This is a genomic window from Marisediminitalea sp. (genome assembly GCF_984433645.1).
The window spans coordinates 1-17,902 of sequence record NZ_CFIDRX010000084.1 but is presented as its reverse complement, the minus strand read 5'-3'; the positions used below and the strand labels follow the sequence as shown (position 1 = coordinate 17,902).

Sequence of the window (17,902 nt, the reverse complement as noted above, 5' to 3'; positions counted from 1 at the left end):
TAAAAATGCAAACAAGAGACTGATATAACTAAACTAAAAGGTAATAGCATGGGCTGGTACTTTGTTGCAAACTCTGTTGTAATCGTCACATCTTTTAACGGACATCACTGAATTCCATGCGCATCGGTTGGCGTACATACCTAAAGCAAGCATTCAGAAAAAAATCGGCCTATCACGCTGTAGGCATAGCGATTTCCCTGGACACTGTGACATTTTGCGCCTTGCGAAAACAAGGTGATGCTTTGCATGTGGCGCATGAAGAAACCGTTAGCTTTGGTCAATGGGGAAAATCCCTGATTCGCTGGACCGAAAAACACAATCTGGCCGGCACACCCACCTACGTGGCCTTTTCTATCCACTGGTATCAAATTCTGCAAATTGACCGCCCCGCTGTCGAAGAAGACGAAATCATTGCGGCGATGTCATGGTCGGTCAAAGAACTGACCGGCAGCGAGCAGGACATGGTGATTGATTACATCGACTTACCGGTGCCTCTGGCTGGAGCGGCAAAAGTAAATGTGATTGCCCTGCCTAAGAAAGATGTGGCAGAAACCTGTGAAAAGATTTTTGAGTCCGGGCTGGCTATGCAGCAAATTACGGTAGAAGAGCTGGCTACCTGTGACCTTGTTGAAACTTCGTCTGATGCGGTACTTACGCTCGTACAGGAAGCCGGCGAAGAGATATGTCTGAACATCGTGAAAAACGGGCAGCTTTATCTGAGTCGCCGTCTAAAAGGCTTCGAAAATTTAGGGAGCTTTTCAAAGGACGAACTGCAGATGGGCATCGGTGAGTCGCTGAGTGTACAGGTTCAGCGTTCGATGGACTTTTACGAGAGCCAGCTCCGTCAAGGCCCCGTTCGCCGCATTCAACTGAGATTGGATACCCAGCACATTGACGCCCTGTCGTTGCAGATTAATCAGGTGGTAAATGCAGACGTTGAAGGGCTGGTTCCGGCTAATGTAGTGTCGGATACCCAGTCACCGGTTCACCGTTTAAATTATATCAGCCTCGGCGCGGCCCTGGGAGCAGACAAAGCGCTGGTGGCTGAGAAAACGGAGGCCGCCGCGTGAAACAGCGCATAAACCTCTACACCGAAGAATTTACACCACGCCTGGATATGTGGTCGCTAAGCAGTGTAGCGGTAATCTGGAGTGTCACTGCTGTATTACTTGCCATGGTGTGGGCCGGTGTCTCCTGGTACGGTGCTTCGCTCCAGGACAACTTGATGGCCAAGCAACGTCAGCAACAACAATTGTTGAGTACCGTAAGTGCATTGCAGCAGGCACTAGAGCAACGCAAACCGGATGCAGGTCTGGAAAGGCAGTTAGCGCAACGCCGTCACGAATTGAGCAACCGGCAGTTACTGGTGAATGAGCTGAGTTTACGTGAACAAATAAAGCAACAGGGGTTTGCTGATTTACTGGACAACCTGGCTGCTAAGAATAGTCGTGATATCTGGTTAGAGACTATTCAGGTCAGCGAACACATGATGTTACTTGAGGGGCAATTGAGTAAACCGGAAGCTATGCCGCAATGGTTACAACGCCTTGGGCAAACCTCCTCGTTTTCCGGGCGCACCTTTGACTCTGCGCGTTTGTTCCGCGATGAAGAGCAGCTTCGTTTTGAGCTCAGTATGTCCCGGTCTCCTGAGACTGATGTGCAGGCGCAAGGAGGTCAGAAATGAGTTACGCCAGTTATGATGCGCGTTTTGCAGCATTGAGCCAGCGCGAAAAAGTACTGATATTCGCTACCGGCCTAATCGTGATTATCTCGGTTATGGTGTTTTTATTGATAGACCCCGCATTAACCAAGAACACAAAAACATCGGATGCGCTATTGCCGTTGGAATCTGAAATCCTGTCTTTGCAGCAGCAATCGGTGATTTACGAGCAGGCCCTTGCTGAAGACCCGAATACAAAGCTGCGCGAACAAATTGCCAGCGTTAACGAGCGTATGACTGTGCTGCAGAATCAGTTTTCTGCACAACTATCCGATTTGATTTTACCCCGACAAATGCCAGTGCTCATTGAGCAGGTGTTTTCCCAGGCGGAAGGCCTGACATTAATTGAGATGGCGTCAATTAAGCCGGTTAACATTTTTGCCGATAACGAGGCCATGGCCGAAGTGCCCTTGTATCAACATGGCGTGAAATTAACGTTTGAAGGGCGCTTTTTTGCCGTGCGTGATTTTCTGGCTAATCTTGAACGGTTAACGAATCAAATCTACTGGCGTTCAATGGCGTATGAAGTGTCGGAGTACCCGAATGCACAAGTGACACTGGAAGTGTATACGCTCAGTACAGAGAAGGCGTTTATCGGTGTTGAATAAGATAATTGTGTTACTTGCCGGCCTGAGTTTACCCGTGTTTGCACAAACGCTGGAGGATCCAACGCGTCCGTCTCAGTTCACTACGCAAACACAAAAAGCCACCAGTAGCTCAGCGTTAACGCTTGAGGTCAATGCCATTATGCGGGTTGGCCAGCAACGCCGTGCGGTAATTAACGGCAAGGTGGTAACGGAAGGGCAAAGTATTCAGGGAGCCACTGTAAAGGCCATTCACCCTTACAGTGTCGACATCGTTCAGGAGCTGGACGGTGAATGGGTTGAGAAAACCCTGTGGGTTGCCAAAAGCGGTAACGTAAAATCCAATGCAGCAGAGAATTATTAACATGGGACACGTGGGCAAACGGTTTATCTACGTTGCAATCGTCACTTTACTGGTGGGGTGTCAGTCTTCTGCTCCGCCGTCGGTTGTAGAGCAGTCGCTGAAAGAGCAGCTGGCCAGGCAGATTGCGCATGAACAGGCCAGCCAGAACTCACCAGCAACGGCACAAGGCTCGCTGGAGTCGGTACCGAAAAACGTAGCTGACTTACTCAGTGAAGTACCGGTAAGTGGGCAGCCCGCTTCTTTGTTCGGCCCAGAAAAATATGATATTGAAGCTGACGGTGTTGCGGTCAGAGCATTTTTCGCAGGCTTGATGGCCGATACGCCATACAGCGTTGCCATTCACCCTGAAGTCAGCGGTGAAATCTCGCTTAGCCTGAAACAGGTCAGCATGGAACAGGTCATGGAATTACTCGGTGACCTGTACGGCTATGATATCAGTCGCAAGAGCAACGTGTACCGCATCTTGCCAGCGGGTATGCGCACCGAAACTTTTGCGGTGAATTACTTACTCATGACCCGTGATGGCTCTACGCAAACCAGTATTATCTCTGGTGGTGTGTCGCAAGCCGACGGTAATAATAGCAACGGTAGTTCAAACAGTAACTTTAATAACTTCAGCGGCAATTCTGCGAACAGCAATAACTTAGGCAATCAGTTTGGCAACAATGCCAACGGCACCTCTATTTCGACGCGCACCGAAACGAATTTCTGGGAAGACCTGAAAACGTCTCTGGAGCTCATGGTCGGTAATGAAAACGGCCGTGCGGTATTTGTCACGCCACAAGCGGGTTTGGTTACGGTACGCGCCATGCCAGACGAAATTCGCGACATTAAACGGTTCCTGAAAGTGTCTGAAGCGAGCTTGCAGCGTCAGGTTATACTGGAAGCACGGATACTGGAAGTTGCACTGGATGACGGTTACCAGCAGGGCATTAACTGGTCTGAAGTAGTGGCGAATGTGGGTAGTACTGACATCACTTTTGCTAACACTGCAGCAACCATTGGCAATGAAATTTCTGCTTCGCTTGGCGCAGTGACCAGCCTGTCATTTCTGAATCAGGATTTTTCCGGGGTTATCTCCCTGCTGTCTACTCAGGGTAATGTGCAGGTGCTTTCCAGTCCTCGGGTGACGGCGATCAACAACCAGAAAGCGGTGATCAAAGTCGGTGACGACGAGTACTTCGTGACTGACGTTTCCAGCCAGAACACCATTACGTCCACCACTACGTCGGTAGTGCCAGACATTGAACTTACCCCTTTCTTTTCGGGCATCGCATTGGATGTGACCCCGCAAATCGACGAAAACGGTTCAGTACTGTTGCATGTGCATCCCTCGGTTATTGAAACCCAGGAGCAGGAAAAGGTGGTAAGCCTGAATCAGGAGCAAATCGTGTTGCCTTTGGCACAGAGCACCATTCGCGAATCTGACACCATTATCAAAGCTGCTTCAGGTGAAATTGTGGTGATCGGCGGATTGATGCAAACCAGCATCAGCGACAGCGAATCCAAAACACCGTTGCTGGGTGATATTCCGTTATTGGGTGAATTGTTTACCAACAAGAGCCAGCGCGAAACGAAGAAAGAGCTGATTATCCTGTTGAAACCTACTGTTGTTGGTAGTGGCACCTGGGCAGAACAAATTGAAATGAGCCGTGAGAAAATGGCTGACTGGTTGTATGTAGAGTAACTATGTACCTGTATCACTTCGGCATTCGAGAGCTTCCGTTTACGCTAACGCCAAACACCAGTTATTTTTTTGGTTTGCCGACGCACAACGAAGCCATGCAGGTGTTGGTAACGGCGCTGAAGACCGGTGAAGGTTTTATCAAGGTCACGGGCGAAGTCGGTACCGGAAAAACGCTGATTTGCCGGAAGTTACTGAACGAATTGCCGGAGCACTTTGTTACGGCGTACATCCCCAATCCGCTGCTTTCGCCTACAGAACTTCGCAGGGCAGTGGCCAATGAATTGGGAGTCGAACTGTCGGCTGAATGTGACCAGCAGGAGTTTACTCAGCGTATACAGGAACGGCTAATTGCTATTCATCAGTCTCAGCAAAGTGCAGTACTCATTATCGACGAAGCGCAGGCATTACCAACAGAAAGTATTGAAGCACTGCGACTAATGACAAATCTGGAAACGGAATCCAGAAAGCTGCTTCAGGTTGTGTTGTTTGGTCAGCCGGAACTGGACGAAAAGCTGGCGTTGCCAGAGCTGCGTCAATTGCGACAGCGCATCACGTTTAGCTACAGCCTGTCGTTAATGGATGCCGACCAGGTGTTTCAGTATGTCAGACACCGTGTGTCTGTGGCTGGGTATCGCGGCGGTGATTTATTCAGTCGTCGCTGTTGTGAGCTGTTGTTTCAGGCCAGTGGGGGCACGCCAAGGGTTGTGAACGTATTGTCGCATAAGGCACTGATGCTCGCATTTGGCGAAGGTAAATCCGTGGTCGAGCCTGAGCATATTGCCGTGGCCAGTGCCGACACCGAAGCGGCTAAAACAGTCAGTCATCAGTGGTGGCAAACCGCCGCCATGAAGTGGGCTACGGCGGCAGTAAGTATTGTGTTTATTTGTGTGGTAGCAGGGTTAGTCATCATGGAGAAATCCGCTTGAGTGTCGTGAATAAAATGCTCAATGATCTGGAGCAACGCGAATCCAGCGAAGTCACGCAGGCCAATTATCAGCCGCCTGCGAAAAAGCCCGTGCCTGTTCGTTTGTTAATTATTATTCTGGTTGGCGTAATTGCCATCGGAGCCGCGTTGTTCTGGCCGGTCGAGTCCAGTCAGCCTGTTGTTCAATCTCCTGTGGTGCAGCCCATTAATCAGGCGGTCAACAACAATAGCGCGGCAGTTGCGCAGCCTCAGGCTGTCCCCGCAGCGCAAGACAGCTCTTCACCCGTCGAACCTTCAAGGCTAAACCCAGTGCCTACCCCGGCGCAAAGCATGCAAGCAGCTAATAATGCACCTGATGAATTACCAGATCCACGTCAGGCAGCTTCTCCGACGCAAACAGACGCAGTGCAGGCATCTGCTCAACAGGGTGAGATCACAGCGCCGCCCGAGAGTACCAAAATTCAGCCGGCAAAGCCCGCTGTGCCTGTGATCCGCAGCAGCACCGACCCAAATAAAATGGCATTGAAAGCACAAATCGCGGATGCTATTGAACGCAATAACAGCAATGAGGCCATCCGTCTGTTGCGCACGTTAATTTTACAACAGCCCGACAATATCAACGCGAAGAAACGCCTTGCTGCGCTGTATTTCAGTGAAGGGCGTAGTGAAGATGCTCAGCGTTTACTGCAGGATACCCTGTCGCAAACACCTGCCGACAGTAGTGTCCGATTAATGTATGCGCGCTTAATGGCGCAAAAAAATGAACAGGAACTGGCGTATTACACACTCAAAGAGGCCGATGACTATCCTCCTGCGAATATAGAGCTACTTGGATTCAGAGCGTCAATAGCCCAGCAGATGGGAAAACTCGATGCGGCGTTAAGCGATTATGCGCTGTTGGTTAGTCTTGATGCGCGCAACGCGAAATGGTGGCTCGGGCAAGCGGTTGTGGCCGACAAGCAAGGAGAGCGCAAACTGGCAATAGAGAGTTATCGTGAAGCGTATGCCCTGCAGAGCCTGGATGCCAATATCCAGCGCTTTATTGCTCAGCGCCTGCAATCGCTGACGGGGGTTGCGCCATGAGTGTAAAAGTACGTCTGGGTGATCTGCTGGTTCAAAACGGTTTAATTGACGAACCCCAATTAATGGCGGCGCTGGCCGAACAGCGTCAAACCGGCCGCAAACTGGGGGCCACCCTGATTGCCATGGAACTGGTAACAGAACAGCAATTGCTGGAACTGTTGTCGACCCACTTGAATGTGCCTCTTATCGACATTGACCAGTTTACCGTTAACCCCGCTGCGGTGAAATTGCTGCCAGAGGTACAGGCTCGTCGGTATCGCGCTATTGTGCTGGAAGACAAAGGGGACTCACTGCTGGTAGGCATGAGTGACCCGGCTGATCTGACTGCAGTGGATAACCTTGGCGACCTGCTGCCAAAACGGCTTGAAATTGCCGTGGTCAGTGAAGAGCAACTGTTTAATGCATACGACAGCTTTTATCGTCGGACCGATGAAATCGCCTCGTTTGCCCAGGAGCTGGCCAACGAATACCGCGATGAAGAAGAGTTCGAATTAACAGCCGGTCTTGCCGATGAACAAGACACCGCCGTTGCGCGTCTGTTGCAGTCTATTTTTGAAGACGCGGTACAGGCAAAAGCCTCGGACATTCATATAGAGCCCGATGAACAGCAACTGCGTATTCGCCAGCGCGTTGACGGCATCTTGCAGGAAACCGTCATTCCGGAGCGCAATATCGCTGCGGCACTGGTACTGCGTCTCAAGCTTATGGCTGGCCTGGATATTTCTGAAAAGCGTTTACCTCAGGATGGTCGAACCCAGGTGAGGGTTAAAGGACACCGTATTGATGTGCGTTTGTCTACCATGCCGGTTCAGTCAGGTGAAGCAGTGGTCATGCGTTTGCTCGATCAGTCTGCGGGCCTGTTAACGCTCGACGAAACCGGCATGCCGAAACCATTGCTGGATCGGATTCGCATCCTGTTGCAGCGACCACATGGCATGATTCTGGTTACGGGCCCAACGGGGTCAGGTAAAACAACCACACTATACGGTGCATTGAGTGAACTCAACAAGCCGCAACGTAAGATTATTACCGTAGAAGACCCGGTGGAATACCGCTTACCAAGGGTCAATCAGGTGCAGGTAAACAGCCGTATCGGACTCAACTTCTCAAGTGTGCTGCGCACCACGCTTCGTCAGGACCCCGATATCATCATGGTGGGTGAGATGCGCGATCAGGAAACCGTGGAAATTGGTTTGCGTGGCGCATTAACTGGTCACCTTGTGTTATCAACGCTGCACACCAACGATGCTGTGTCCAGCGCTATACGCTTGCTGGATATGGGCGCGCCGGGTTATCTGGTAGCCAGTTCACTGAGAGGGATCATTGCACAGCGATTGGTGAGGCGTATTTGTGATAACTGTGAAACCCAGTATACCCCCACCCACGATGAATTATTCTGGTTGAGCCATATCGACCCCAACGTGGAGAACGTTGTATTTAAGCGCGGCGCGGGCTGTCAGAAGTGCAATCAGTCTGGCTACAGAGGCCGGATAGGTGTGTTTGAACTACTTGAGCTTACCGACCCCATGATGGACGCGCTGAAGTCGGCAGATACCGCGGCTTTCAGTACGCATGCGAATAATAGCCCCGGTTATAAACCGCTATCTCATGTGGCCTTAACCTATGCAAAAATGGGCCATACCACGGTTGAGGAAGTACTCAAGCTGGTGGAAATGGTCGCAGAAGTTCCCAAAACTGAGCAGGATGACGAACATACTGAGGCAGCGCCAACTCTAAAGCAGGATGCGCTTAACCAGGGTAAGCCTGACGGCGGCCTGAGTCTGGAGGATATTCCGGATGCCTAAGTTTGAATATAAAGGGCGTGAAAGCAATGGTGAAATGCGTAGCGGCATGATCGACGCCATCGACGCGAATGCGGCTGCTAAAATGCTGTTAGCGCGCAGTGTTACGCCCATTTCTATTCATCCTGCCGCCGGTGGCGACAGCGAAGCTGCTGTTGAGACGGTGAACTTTCTGACTCCAAAAGTGACCCTGGATGAGCTGGTGATTTTTTCCCGGCAAATGTATTCACTCACACACGCCGGCATTCCTATTTTGCGTGCAGTAAGCAGTCTGGCGGAGTCGACGAATTCACTCCGTCTGAAACTGGCGCTCACCGATATTATTAGCTTGCTTGAGCGAGGGCGAACCCTGTCGTCGGCAATGCACCAGCACGAGAAGATATTTTCTAAACTCTATGTATCGGTGATCCACGTGGGTGAAAACACCGGTAGATTAGATGAGTCATTCTTGCAGCTTGCCGGTTACCTGGAACGCGAGCAGGAGACCCGGCGACAAATCAAAGCCGCTACCCGCTACCCGATTTTTGTGGTGTTTGCATTGGTCGCCGCGTTGGTGATCATGAATGTATTCGTTATTCCAAAGTTCGCCGATATGTTCAGTAAGTTTGGCGCTGAATTACCCATTATGACGCGGTTTCTGTTGGGTATGTCAGACTTCTTCGTCAATCAATGGCTGTTCCTGGTCGGCGGTGTGGTATTCATCATAGCGGCCGTGCGCCACTATTTGAGTACACCAGACGGGTTGTTGAACTGGGATAGGCGAAAATTGCGTATGCCTATCATTGGAAAAGTACTGGAGCGCTCATTGTTAGCGCGGTTTTGTCGCAGTTTTTCAATGATGCTGCAAGCCGGTTTGCCCCTCACTACTGCCCTGAACCTGGTGGCTGAAGCGGTGGGAAACCGCCATATGGAATTGCGCATCATCACTATGCGGCAAAGTATTGAAAAAGGGGAAAACCTGTCGCGTGTTGCTCAGGCAAGCGGATTGTTTACGCCTATGGTGTTACAAATGGTCAACGTTGGCGAAGAAACAGGGCGGGTCGATGAACTGCTGGCTGAAGTCGCCGGATTTTATGAACGGGAAGTCGACTATGATTTAAATAGTCTGACAGCGAAAATTGAGCCCATTCTGATTGGTATTGTGGCGGGTATGGTTCTTGTGCTGGCATTAGGTATATTTACACCTATGTGGGACATGATGAGCGCCATTAAGGGTAACTAAGGTGAAGCCAAGAGAAGAAGCCGATGACAATTTACGCCGGGTGATGATTAACCTGGTGGTTATTGCGGTGTTCACCATTTTAATGGGGACGGCGATTGTTTACATGTACGACGCCGAGCCCGACATTGAAGCCGAATTAATGGACGGCTATGCACGCCAGTTTGCTGGCAGTGCAACTAACGCACACTGGCAATGGCAGGCAGAAGGTCGGCCGGAAATGATTATGCTGGTGCACTACGATGGCAATGGTAAGGAAGTCGGCCGACGCCCGGTGCGAATGGCGCATTTTGGCTGGCCAAAGGTCGAGCCCAATTCAGAGGGGTGTACCCGGGTGTGGGAGCAACTGCTGAATATGCCGGCAAGAGTAGAAGGATTCAGAGTGCTTGGTGAGTACTACGCGAGCGATAACGACGACGCAAAAGTACCCAATGCGCGATGCCGGTTCCGGGTAAGTACCGGCCCGTTTTTTGATTACAGTATTTACACTGGCGTGGTTACCCGGGGCGAATGAGTCACGGGCAATAAAGGTTAGGAGATGAGAATGACAAACCGAAAGGCTGGAATAGCTACACCGCGAGGTTTTGCAACTACGCAAGGCTTTACCCTGATTGAGTTGGTAATTGTGGTGGTTCTGCTGGGTTTACTGGCTGCAGTGGCTATCCCCCGATTCCTCGATGTCACCGAGCAAGCTGAAGATGCCACTGTTGAGGGCGTCGCCGGTGGCTTTGCTACCGGGGTGGGTTTGGTTCGGGCGGAATGGGAACTGGAAGCCCGCCCGCAGGAAAATCAAGCCACCAACCAGACCTTTGTTACGTTGGACGGCATTTTAGTCGCAATCGACAAGAACACCGGGTATCCGACCGGACAATTAAATAACGACGGGAGTACAGAAGACGACAGTATGACGAATCTGGACTGCGAGAGCATTTTCAATCTGATCATGCAAAGCGCACCAACCATTACGTCTGACTGGGCTAACCGACCGTTCGACAGATTCCGTTATTTTACGACTGCCAGCAATGGCACGGGGTCTGGTGGCAATGATTTGTGTTTTTACTATCTGAGTAAATCAGTGCAAAACCAATCGGTACAACCAACTGATGACACCACGGGTGACGGCTTTATTTACGACCCGCGCATTGGTCAGGTGGTTGTGTTTAATAACATTTCGTCTAATTAACGGGCTTATGCCTGTACTGTAGACTAAACTTGTGAATAATAGCGTTATCCATTTAAGGGGAATTAACATGCAGCAACGTGGTTTTACGTTAATCGAATTGATCATCGTGATCGTTATTCTTGGTATTTTGGCAGTCACAGCTGCACCTCGGTTCATTGATTTCCAGTCTGATGCCCGGGCGTCAACACTGGAAGGTCTGCGCGGTGCATTGCTTGGCGGTACACAGCTTGTGTATGCAAAGTCGGCAATTGGCGGTGGCCAGAGTTCAGCATCTACCACAGTGTCAATTAACAATAAAACAGTGACGACGCAGTACGGTTATCCTGATGCCGATACCATGACCTTTAGCACTGGCACAGCTGCAACAGACAACACTATTGCAGGCTGGACCGATATCTCTGACGCTGATTGGGATATTGTTGTAACAACAGCCGGTTCAGGTACCACTGCTGGTGTAGCTACAATTTACCCGGAAGGCACAACCAACGCAGCGTGTGCAGTAACTTACACTGAAGTAGTCGCAGCTGGCGGCAGCCCGAGTGTTGTTGTTACTTCAAGCGGCTGCTAAGTAACCCTCAGCAGTCCATGCAGCATGGCATAACGTCACTTCGCGGTAATCGTTTTAATTCGGGGTTCAGCTTAATTGAACTGATTACCGTGGTAGTGTTGATTGGCGTGCTGTCTGTCATTGCAGCAACGCGATTTCAGTCCCGTGATGGGTACGTGGAATACGCTTATCAGGACAGACTGATAACTGCCCTGCGAAATATGCAAACCCGCGCGATGCAAGACACTCGCAGCGGGTTTTGTTTTCGTATTAATCTGGCTTATGGTACCGCAAGCGCCTATGGCCCGCCTTCGTTGGATTATTCGCCAGGAAATGGCGCTGCCACTTGTGGCAGCAACATCAACAGCAGCGCACCCGCATTTTTAGCGGTACAGGCGCCGGAGTTATCCGATGAATCGGTTGTGCTCAGCAGCCGGGATGGCAACTTTACTAACTTCTCTTATCTGGCATTTGACTCCCTTGGCCGTCCATTGAACGGTGCAGCCAACTGCAATACAGGTACGCCTTGCCGCGTGACACTGGCTGGCGAGTCCAGTGTGGATGTGTGCATAGAAAGTCAGGGATACGTACATGCGTGCTAGTGTCCGTGGCTTTACCCTGATTGAATTGATTATCGGTATTGTGGTGTTCACCATCATCATGCTGGTTATCATTGGTGTTATAGGTCCCCAATCCCGCCTCAGTATAGAGCCAATCTGGCAAATTCGCGCCAGTGAATTAGCGCAGTCTTTGTTAACGGAAATTAATGCCAAGTCGTTTGACGAGCAATCCGATCATTCCGGTGGCAACACACGTTGCAACGAAGGACAAAGCTGCACTGCGTCCGGGTCTTTGGGGCCAGACAGCGGCGAGAGTCGCGACAGTTACGACGATGTCGACGATTACCATGGATTGGATCAGCGTGATGGTAATATTCTGAACGTACAAGGTCAGGCAATGCTGAATAATGGCGAAAGCTTGTACCAGGGATTTCGAGCGCAGGTCTCGGTGTATTACGACAGTAATGAAGACGGCATTAATGACGACGATGCCGACCAGAACGGTGTGCCTGATACTGGCACGCTGGTGGCGAACGTGAAACGGATCACGATTACGGTAACCACGCCAGGCGGGGAGCCTCTGACTTTTGCCAGCTATCGGTGGAATTTCTGATGCGCAAGAGTCAGGGATTCACGTTAATCGAGCTGATCACCGTTATTATTATTCTGGGCATTGCCAGTGCCGGGATCGCCAGTTTTGTGCGTGGTTCCATGCAAACTTATATCGATGTCAGTACCCGGGAGCAATTGGTGACGGAAAGTCGCTTTGCTATTGAGCGATTAAAACGGGAGATTGCGAATGCCGTGCCAAACAGCGTACGTATTACCGGCAATACCAGTTACCACTGCTTGGAATTCGTACCCATAAACTGGGCGACTGTGTACACACGGCTTCCCGAACCCGATAATCTCGAGATGGACGTGGTGGCGCTGCACGATATCAATAACGTGCCCTACACGCTGCCCACGGGCGACAACTTTGCCGTTGTTTACCCTACTCGTAGTGAAGATATCTATGACGCTTCGCGTAACCGTCGGGTAAACGTAACGGCGTGTAACGATGATGGTGACGGCGACTGCAGTACGCTGGACGACAGCGACGATATTGTGCAGCTGTCAGTTACCGGGCAGTTCGCGCAGAGTTCGCCGGCGTCGAGAGTCTATTTAGTCGACCGGGCGGTGAGTTTTTGTGTGTATCAAAATGCACTCATTCGCTACGAGAACGACATCATTACCAATCAGCTTGGCGCGTTCCCTGGCTTACCCGTGATTGCGGAGCACGTTGTCAATGTGTTGTCGGCGGATCCGGCAAACAACCCAAGCGAAGACGACCCATTCAGAATTATTTCTACCCGGTTACAAAGCAACGCTATTGTTGAAGTAAGGTTGCGTTTTTCTGACAACGGCGAGCAAATTGCTTATCAACAGGAGATCCACGTTGCCAATGTGCCATAGTAAAAAACAGCGCGGCAGTATGTTAGTGATCACCTTGTTTGTCATTTTGGTGCTGGCTTTTCTTGGAATTACCATGATCAATTTGTTATCCGGCACTAGTCAATCAGTGATTTATGAAGTGTTAGGGGCGCGCGCTAAATTCGCTGCCCAGAGCGGGTTACAACGCATTGCCGCTTCTGCATTTCCGCTTAACTCGCCGGTCGCAGCATGTAATGCCACCGTAAGTAGCAGTGCTGGTTTACCGCAGGGGGATGGATTGGAAAACTGTCAGTACCAGGCGGCCTGCACAACAACGGCTATTACAAAGCAAAACCAGCAATACAACTATTACCGGTTTGTGAGCACAGGCGTCTGTCAGGCCGGTGACATATGGGTCAGCCGGACACTGGAAATGGATGCGTTTGAAGAACAATAGTCTGGTATGCCTGTCTGTACCGTATATAGCCATATCGTGTACTAAAATATACAGATACCAGTATGAGGGTGTGAGCGTTGAAGCAGTGGATTAAACAGGTTATGTCGTTAGTTACGGTCGTTTTTCCCGCCGCGGCCCATGCTGTTACTTGTCAGTCGGTTTTCCCCGATCCCGCTGCCTCGCATTCTGCGTCTGGTTATATTCAGTTTCAACCTCAAAGCCGCCTGATAGGCAGTGACGGTACCCTTGATGTAGCCAGTATGCTGGACAACAGCGGTGGCACCAGCTGTGATTCTGTTGCATGTCAAATATCGGGCAATGCCAGCGGGGCATTGTCGCTTCCGTCTTATCAATATTCATCCAGCGCAACCGATGTCAGAGTTAACGATTATTCAAGCAGTACCTTGCAGGCAGGTGATTATCGCACCGTAACAGTAGGCAACGGTGGCGCTTTAACAACCAATAGCAGTGCTCAGCCGTTCAGAATTAAAACTCTGAATGTGAACTTTAACGCGACTCTGACGTTGTCTGGTGGCGTGTATTGGATTGAACAACTCACATTGGGTCAGAATGCCCGAATAGACATTGCCAACAACGCCAGCGTGGTGATTTATACCCGGGCTATGTCTACCAATATCAACAACCCCATCAATGCGAATGGTCAGCCATCGCAGTTGGCGATTATTTCTGAAGGGTATGTCAGCATTGGACAATACTCGCAGGTAAAAGGGTTCATATACAGTGCTAGCAGCGTGACCTATAACGCCGATATCACCCATACCGGTGCTTCCAATGCTCAGCAGATAATTTTGCACGACCGTAGCGTTGTAACTTACGACGAAGCTGCTTTATCGACGTTGGAAACTGACGGACTTTGCACGAAAGCTGTGACTTTGCCCACCGCCGTCGCCCACTGGACACTCAATGTATGTGCGCTAACCAACGCCAATGGCGAGGTGGTGGACAGTATCGCCGGGAACAATGGCCGGTCGGTAAACTCACCGAGTATCGACAGCAATGGACAATATTGTCAGGCCGCTTATTTCCGTGGGGACGAAGACTACTTGTTTCTGCCACACAGCAATAACTACGCTATGGCCGAAGGGGCTATTTCGTTCTGGATGAATACCGATAATCTGGCATATTTTAATTCCACCCAGGAAGGGGGGATGTCGCTGTTCTCCAAAGACGAAAGGTTCATTGGTTCAGGGGGGCAGGTGTCGATGTGGGTCACCAACAGCGGCGCCATCAAGGTCAATCAGCAGTCGTCCAGCACCACTTATCAATTGAATACGTCGCCGGTCATTATTGAAGGGCAATGGCATCACGTAGTCTACACCTTTGGCCCGGCAGGGATGCAGGTGTACGTAGATAATAATCTGGTGGGCAGCAACAGTAGCTATACCTCAGGCTGGCAAAGCAACAATAAACCGTTATTGGTGGCCGCTAATGCCAGTCAGCACGACCCGCAGAATACATCGTATTCAGATCTCGGTGATTTTTATCAGGGACGTATAGACGATATTCGTTTGTACAATCAGCAGTTATCAGCGCAACAAATCGCGCTGCTAAACGCGGAGTCTGAAGAAAGCTGTGTTAGCTGTGGATCCAACGCCACCCTGGTCTCGCATTGGAAAATGGACGTGTGCAGTTTGTCTGGTACTGCGGGCGAAGTCGTCGATGTGGTAAGTGGCTACAATGGGCGCTCAATAAACGGTGCTTCAGCTATTATCAATGGACGTTTCTGTCAGGCGTCGGGGTTTGATGGTGGTAATCAGCACATCAATATCGACCATGGTTCAGGGTTACAGCTTTCATCCGGTACACTAACCATGTGGTTCAAAGTGTCTGATTTAGATCATAACCGGGATAGCTATGGAAATAGCCTTCAGGCGCTTTTCTCGAAAGACTCCAGCGGCCGGGATTTTGGCGGGCAGTTCACTTTACTGGTGGACCAGGATGGCAAGCTGATATTTCGGCAAGAAACACAGTATCAATCTTACGAAATTTATACCGGTAGTGTTATTGACGAACGGGAGCAATGGTATCACCTGGCATACACTTGGGGCTCTGGCGGAATGAACGTTTACCTGGATGGTGTATACCTGGGCGGTTTTTTTCAGTCGGGATTTAGCTGGCGAAATAATCAGGAACCCATCATTTTAGGCGCAAATGCCGGTGCTTCCGGTAACTATCAGTCCAACTCCTGGGAGCTGAGAGACTTTTTACGTGGAGAAATTGACGACGTCAGAATATACGCAGGTGAACTGACCACTGCCGATGTACAGGCGCTTTATACGGCCTCAGACTACGCCTGTCCCACCTGTGCCGGCACAGGACCAAGACTACACTATAAGTTCGAAGAATTAGCCTGGCCGACGTTTAACACAGTGCTGGATTCAACCACAAATCTGAATAACGGCACGCCAATGGGGCGTGTGCAGCCCGTTGAACCGTCTAACGATATCTCGTGTCGAGCCCTGGATGTGCCATATAACACCAATACTTATCAGGATGCGGTGAACACTAACCTGGATCTCAATCAGGTAGGCGACCGAGGCACAATTACGTTCTGGTACCGCAGCGACCAGCCCTGGATTGGGGGGGGAAACCGACAACTATTTGATGCGTCAAATCGGTATTTCTTCTACATGTCATTGTCGAATAACGGTGAACTAGGCTTTGGTATGGAAGACGCCAGCGGTAACAATATGGATGTTATTACTCAACAGTTAGGCTATGGAGCCAACGAATGGGTGCACATCGCGCTGACATGGAATATGCCCGGCGAAGATATCGATTTGTACGTGAATGGCAGCCGGGTATTTATGTATGGTCGATGGAATCTGACCAACCCGGCGTTAGGTGATTTAACCAGTATGAAGATTGGCGACAATTCTTCATCTAATTTTGTTGGTTATATGACCGACAACTCCGCAAATGGTCAGTTTGATGACGTGCGAATTTATGACTACGAACAATCCAGACAGCAAATTCGCGACGATATGGCCGATGTCGAGCGCTGTTTCTCGGTACATCACTACGAAGTTACGCATCCAACCCAATCACTTACCTGCAGTGCAGCCAGCGTGACCCTGAAAGCCTGTGCAAACGCCAGCTGTTCTGAACTGGTGAGTGATCCTGTTAGCGTAAACTTGCCTGCTGGCAGTTGGTCTTCCCCTAACCCTGTGACGTTTACGGGCTCTACAACGCTTAGTCTGGCAGAAACCACGGCCAGCCAGTACAACATCACGGTCAGTGCGGCGGATCAGGCTTCGGCGCCGGACAATGCTACGCAGTGTACGAGCAACTGTGTGATTAATTTTGTGAATGCCGGTTTTGAGTTCTTTGACACCGCGAATCCGTATCAAACGACGTTGCCCGCCATTGTGGCCGAATCTGATCTAGGGAGAGTGGGTCTGAGGGCCGTTCAGTCGAATGCCGGGGTTTGTCAGGCGCTGCTGACCGGGCAACAGTCGGTAACCCTGGGGTATGACTGTGTCTCGCCGGGTAACGCGTCCTATTCGCCAGATCAATGTTCTGTGCCGTTTGCCGGGGTCCCCGTAAGCGGCAATGGTCTCGGAGAAAACAGTGCACCGGTAACGTTAACCTTCGACAGCAATGGGGAAACCAGTCTTGCTGGAAGAACATATGCCGATGCAGGTCGATTAACGATTACGGCCACGGCAAACATCAACAACACCACTATTGAGTCGGGCAGTAATCAGCTCGACAGTATTCCAGCACAGTTGCAAGCCAGTACTAATGCCAGTGCGGTTTCTGCAGCGGGTGCCGGGCATACGTTGACCATTACGGCGCTTGGCGCGAATGGCAGTCCATTACCCGGCTACCAGCCTGGTGATCTGCAAATGGCTGTTACCCGTCAGGCTCCCACATCGGCCTCGGCTAGCGAAGGACAATATTACGTTAGTGCCAATCAATCTGTGAGCAGCAGTGTTACTCAGAACTGGCAGTCTGTCAGCGTGCCTGTATTCAGCGCAGGGACTTATTCTTATTCTGAAGCCTATATGAGCGAAGTGGGTACTTACCAATTTGATCTGCAGGACAATGGGTATTTAGGACAGGCGATTGCAGCTACTGGGGTCAGTCTAGGGCGGTATACCCCTGCGTATTTCGATGTCGTGGCGGCAACTACCCCGCAAATTGAACCGAGTTGTAATGCGGCGTTTACCTACCTTGGTCAATCCTTTGCATTTGCAGCTGGAGCAGAACCAGCCCTGCAGATAACGGCCTACAACGCTAAAGGACAAGTCACAGCTAACTATTCAGATGCGTTATGGGCGCTGTCTCCTTCAGCAAGTTCACTGAGTGATATGTATTTTACCGATAACAGCGGT

General features: G+C 50.6%; 17 protein-coding genes. All 17 read left to right on the top strand.

Annotation, left to right across the window (positions count from 1 at the left end):
• Positions 1-116 precede the first annotated feature (116 nt).
• Positions 117-1,070, top strand: coding sequence for a type IV pilus biogenesis protein PilM (locus AC4MRN_RS12010; RefSeq protein ID WP_491203400.1), 954 nt, complete (start codon positions 117-119; stop codon positions 1,068-1,070).
• On the top strand, positions 1,067-1,684 hold the full coding sequence (locus tag AC4MRN_RS12005; protein ID WP_155016122.1) for a hypothetical protein: 618 nt from the start codon (positions 1,067-1,069) through the stop codon (positions 1,682-1,684). Before AC4MRN_RS12010 ends, AC4MRN_RS12005 begins: the two co-directional genes overlap by 4 nt.
• A complete protein-coding gene (locus AC4MRN_RS12000) occupies positions 1,681-2,328 on the top strand; it encodes a hypothetical protein (protein WP_073316987.1) in 648 nt (215 codons plus the stop codon). The genes AC4MRN_RS12005 and AC4MRN_RS12000 overlap by 4 nt, the downstream gene beginning before the upstream one ends.
• A complete protein-coding gene (locus AC4MRN_RS11995) occupies positions 2,318-2,668 on the top strand; it encodes a hypothetical protein (RefSeq protein ID WP_073316986.1) in 351 nt (116 codons plus the stop codon). The genes AC4MRN_RS12000 and AC4MRN_RS11995 overlap by 11 nt, the downstream gene beginning before the upstream one ends.
• Positions 2,649-4,355, top strand: coding sequence for a pilus (MSHA type) biogenesis protein MshL (gene mshL, locus AC4MRN_RS11990; RefSeq protein ID WP_491203399.1), 1,707 nt, complete (start codon positions 2,649-2,651; stop codon positions 4,353-4,355). The genes AC4MRN_RS11995 and mshL overlap by 20 nt, the downstream gene beginning before the upstream one ends.
• Positions 4,356-4,357: 2 nt before the next feature.
• Positions 4,358-5,281, top strand: coding sequence for an ExeA family protein (locus tag AC4MRN_RS11985; RefSeq protein WP_073316984.1), 924 nt, complete (start codon positions 4,358-4,360; stop codon positions 5,279-5,281).
• 5 nt (positions 5,282-5,286) lie between these two features.
• Complete coding sequence (locus AC4MRN_RS11980) at positions 5,287-6,363, top strand: tetratricopeptide repeat protein (protein ID WP_491203401.1); 1,077 nt, start codon at positions 5,287-5,289, stop codon at positions 6,361-6,363.
• The gene (locus AC4MRN_RS11975; RefSeq protein ID WP_491203398.1) at positions 6,360-8,168 is read left to right on the top strand and encodes a GspE/PulE family protein; all 1,809 of its coding nucleotides are present in this window, start codon (positions 6,360-6,362) and stop codon (positions 8,166-8,168) included. Before AC4MRN_RS11980 ends, AC4MRN_RS11975 begins: the two co-directional genes overlap by 4 nt.
• Entirely contained in the window at positions 8,161-9,387 is a 1,227-nt protein-coding gene (locus tag AC4MRN_RS11970; RefSeq protein WP_155016117.1) for a type II secretion system F family protein, read from the top strand. Before AC4MRN_RS11975 ends, AC4MRN_RS11970 begins: the two co-directional genes overlap by 8 nt.
• Before the next feature lies 1 nt (position 9,388).
• Positions 9,389-9,898, top strand: a complete 510-nt coding sequence (locus AC4MRN_RS11965; RefSeq protein WP_073316979.1) for a hypothetical protein — start codon at positions 9,389-9,391, stop codon at positions 9,896-9,898.
• A 30-nt stretch (positions 9,899-9,928) separates the two neighbouring features.
• Positions 9,929-10,567 carry a prepilin-type N-terminal cleavage/methylation domain-containing protein gene (locus AC4MRN_RS11960; RefSeq protein WP_175555752.1) on the top strand — a complete coding sequence of 213 codons (639 nt, stop codon included), beginning with the start codon at positions 9,929-9,931 and terminating at the stop codon, positions 10,565-10,567.
• Between the two features lie 67 nt (positions 10,568-10,634).
• Complete coding sequence (locus AC4MRN_RS11955) at positions 10,635-11,135, top strand: prepilin-type N-terminal cleavage/methylation domain-containing protein (RefSeq protein ID WP_370242387.1); 501 nt, start codon at positions 10,635-10,637, stop codon at positions 11,133-11,135.
• A 17-nt stretch (positions 11,136-11,152) separates the two neighbouring features.
• A complete protein-coding gene (locus AC4MRN_RS11950; RefSeq protein ID WP_491203397.1) occupies positions 11,153-11,716 on the top strand; it encodes a type IV pilin protein in 564 nt (187 codons plus the stop codon).
• Positions 11,706-12,287 carry a type IV pilus modification PilV family protein gene (locus AC4MRN_RS11945; RefSeq protein WP_488802791.1) on the top strand — a complete coding sequence of 194 codons (582 nt, stop codon included), beginning with the start codon at positions 11,706-11,708 and terminating at the stop codon, positions 12,285-12,287. The genes AC4MRN_RS11950 and AC4MRN_RS11945 overlap by 11 nt, the downstream gene beginning before the upstream one ends.
• Positions 12,287-13,129 carry a PilW family protein gene (locus tag AC4MRN_RS11940; RefSeq protein WP_491203396.1) on the top strand — a complete coding sequence of 281 codons (843 nt, stop codon included), beginning with the start codon at positions 12,287-12,289 and terminating at the stop codon, positions 13,127-13,129. Before AC4MRN_RS11945 ends, AC4MRN_RS11940 begins: the two co-directional genes overlap by 1 nt.
• Positions 13,119-13,544 carry a hypothetical protein gene (locus tag AC4MRN_RS11935; RefSeq protein WP_073316960.1) on the top strand — a complete coding sequence of 142 codons (426 nt, stop codon included), beginning with the start codon at positions 13,119-13,121 and terminating at the stop codon, positions 13,542-13,544. The genes AC4MRN_RS11940 and AC4MRN_RS11935 overlap by 11 nt, the downstream gene beginning before the upstream one ends.
• 77 nt (positions 13,545-13,621) lie before the next feature.
• A partial coding sequence (locus AC4MRN_RS11930; protein WP_491203395.1) for a LamG-like jellyroll fold domain-containing protein occupies positions 13,622-17,902 on the top strand: 4,281 nt, incomplete at its 3' end.

What these genes read in the sequence shown, in the direction of transcription:
- AC4MRN_RS12010 (WP_491203400.1), top strand. Translation starts at nt 117, where the DNA reads ATGCGCATCGGTTGGCGTACATACCTAAAGCAAGCATTCAGAAAAAAA.
- AC4MRN_RS12000 (WP_073316987.1), top strand. Translation starts at nt 1,681, where the DNA reads ATGAGTTACGCCAGTTATGATGCGCGTTTTGCAGCATTGAGCCAGCGC.
- mshL (WP_491203399.1), top strand. Translation starts at nt 2,649, where the DNA reads ATGCAGCAGAGAATTATTAACATGGGACACGTGGGCAAACGGTTTATC.
- AC4MRN_RS11985 (WP_073316984.1), top strand. Translation starts at nt 4,358, where the DNA reads ATGTACCTGTATCACTTCGGCATTCGAGAGCTTCCGTTTACGCTAACG.
- AC4MRN_RS11975 (WP_491203398.1), top strand. Translation starts at nt 6,360, where the DNA reads ATGAGTGTAAAAGTACGTCTGGGTGATCTGCTGGTTCAAAACGGTTTA.
- AC4MRN_RS11970 (WP_155016117.1), top strand. Translation starts at nt 8,161, where the DNA reads ATGCCTAAGTTTGAATATAAAGGGCGTGAAAGCAATGGTGAAATGCGT.
- AC4MRN_RS11960 (WP_175555752.1), top strand. Translation starts at nt 9,929, where the DNA reads ATGACAAACCGAAAGGCTGGAATAGCTACACCGCGAGGTTTTGCAACT.
- AC4MRN_RS11955 (WP_370242387.1), top strand. Translation starts at nt 10,635, where the DNA reads ATGCAGCAACGTGGTTTTACGTTAATCGAATTGATCATCGTGATCGTT.
- AC4MRN_RS11950 (WP_491203397.1), top strand. Translation starts at nt 11,153, where the DNA reads ATGCAGCATGGCATAACGTCACTTCGCGGTAATCGTTTTAATTCGGGG.
- AC4MRN_RS11945 (WP_488802791.1), top strand. Translation starts at nt 11,706, where the DNA reads ATGCGTGCTAGTGTCCGTGGCTTTACCCTGATTGAATTGATTATCGGT.
- AC4MRN_RS11940 (WP_491203396.1), top strand. Translation starts at nt 12,287, where the DNA reads ATGCGCAAGAGTCAGGGATTCACGTTAATCGAGCTGATCACCGTTATT.
- AC4MRN_RS11935 (WP_073316960.1), top strand. Translation starts at nt 13,119, where the DNA reads ATGTGCCATAGTAAAAAACAGCGCGGCAGTATGTTAGTGATCACCTTG.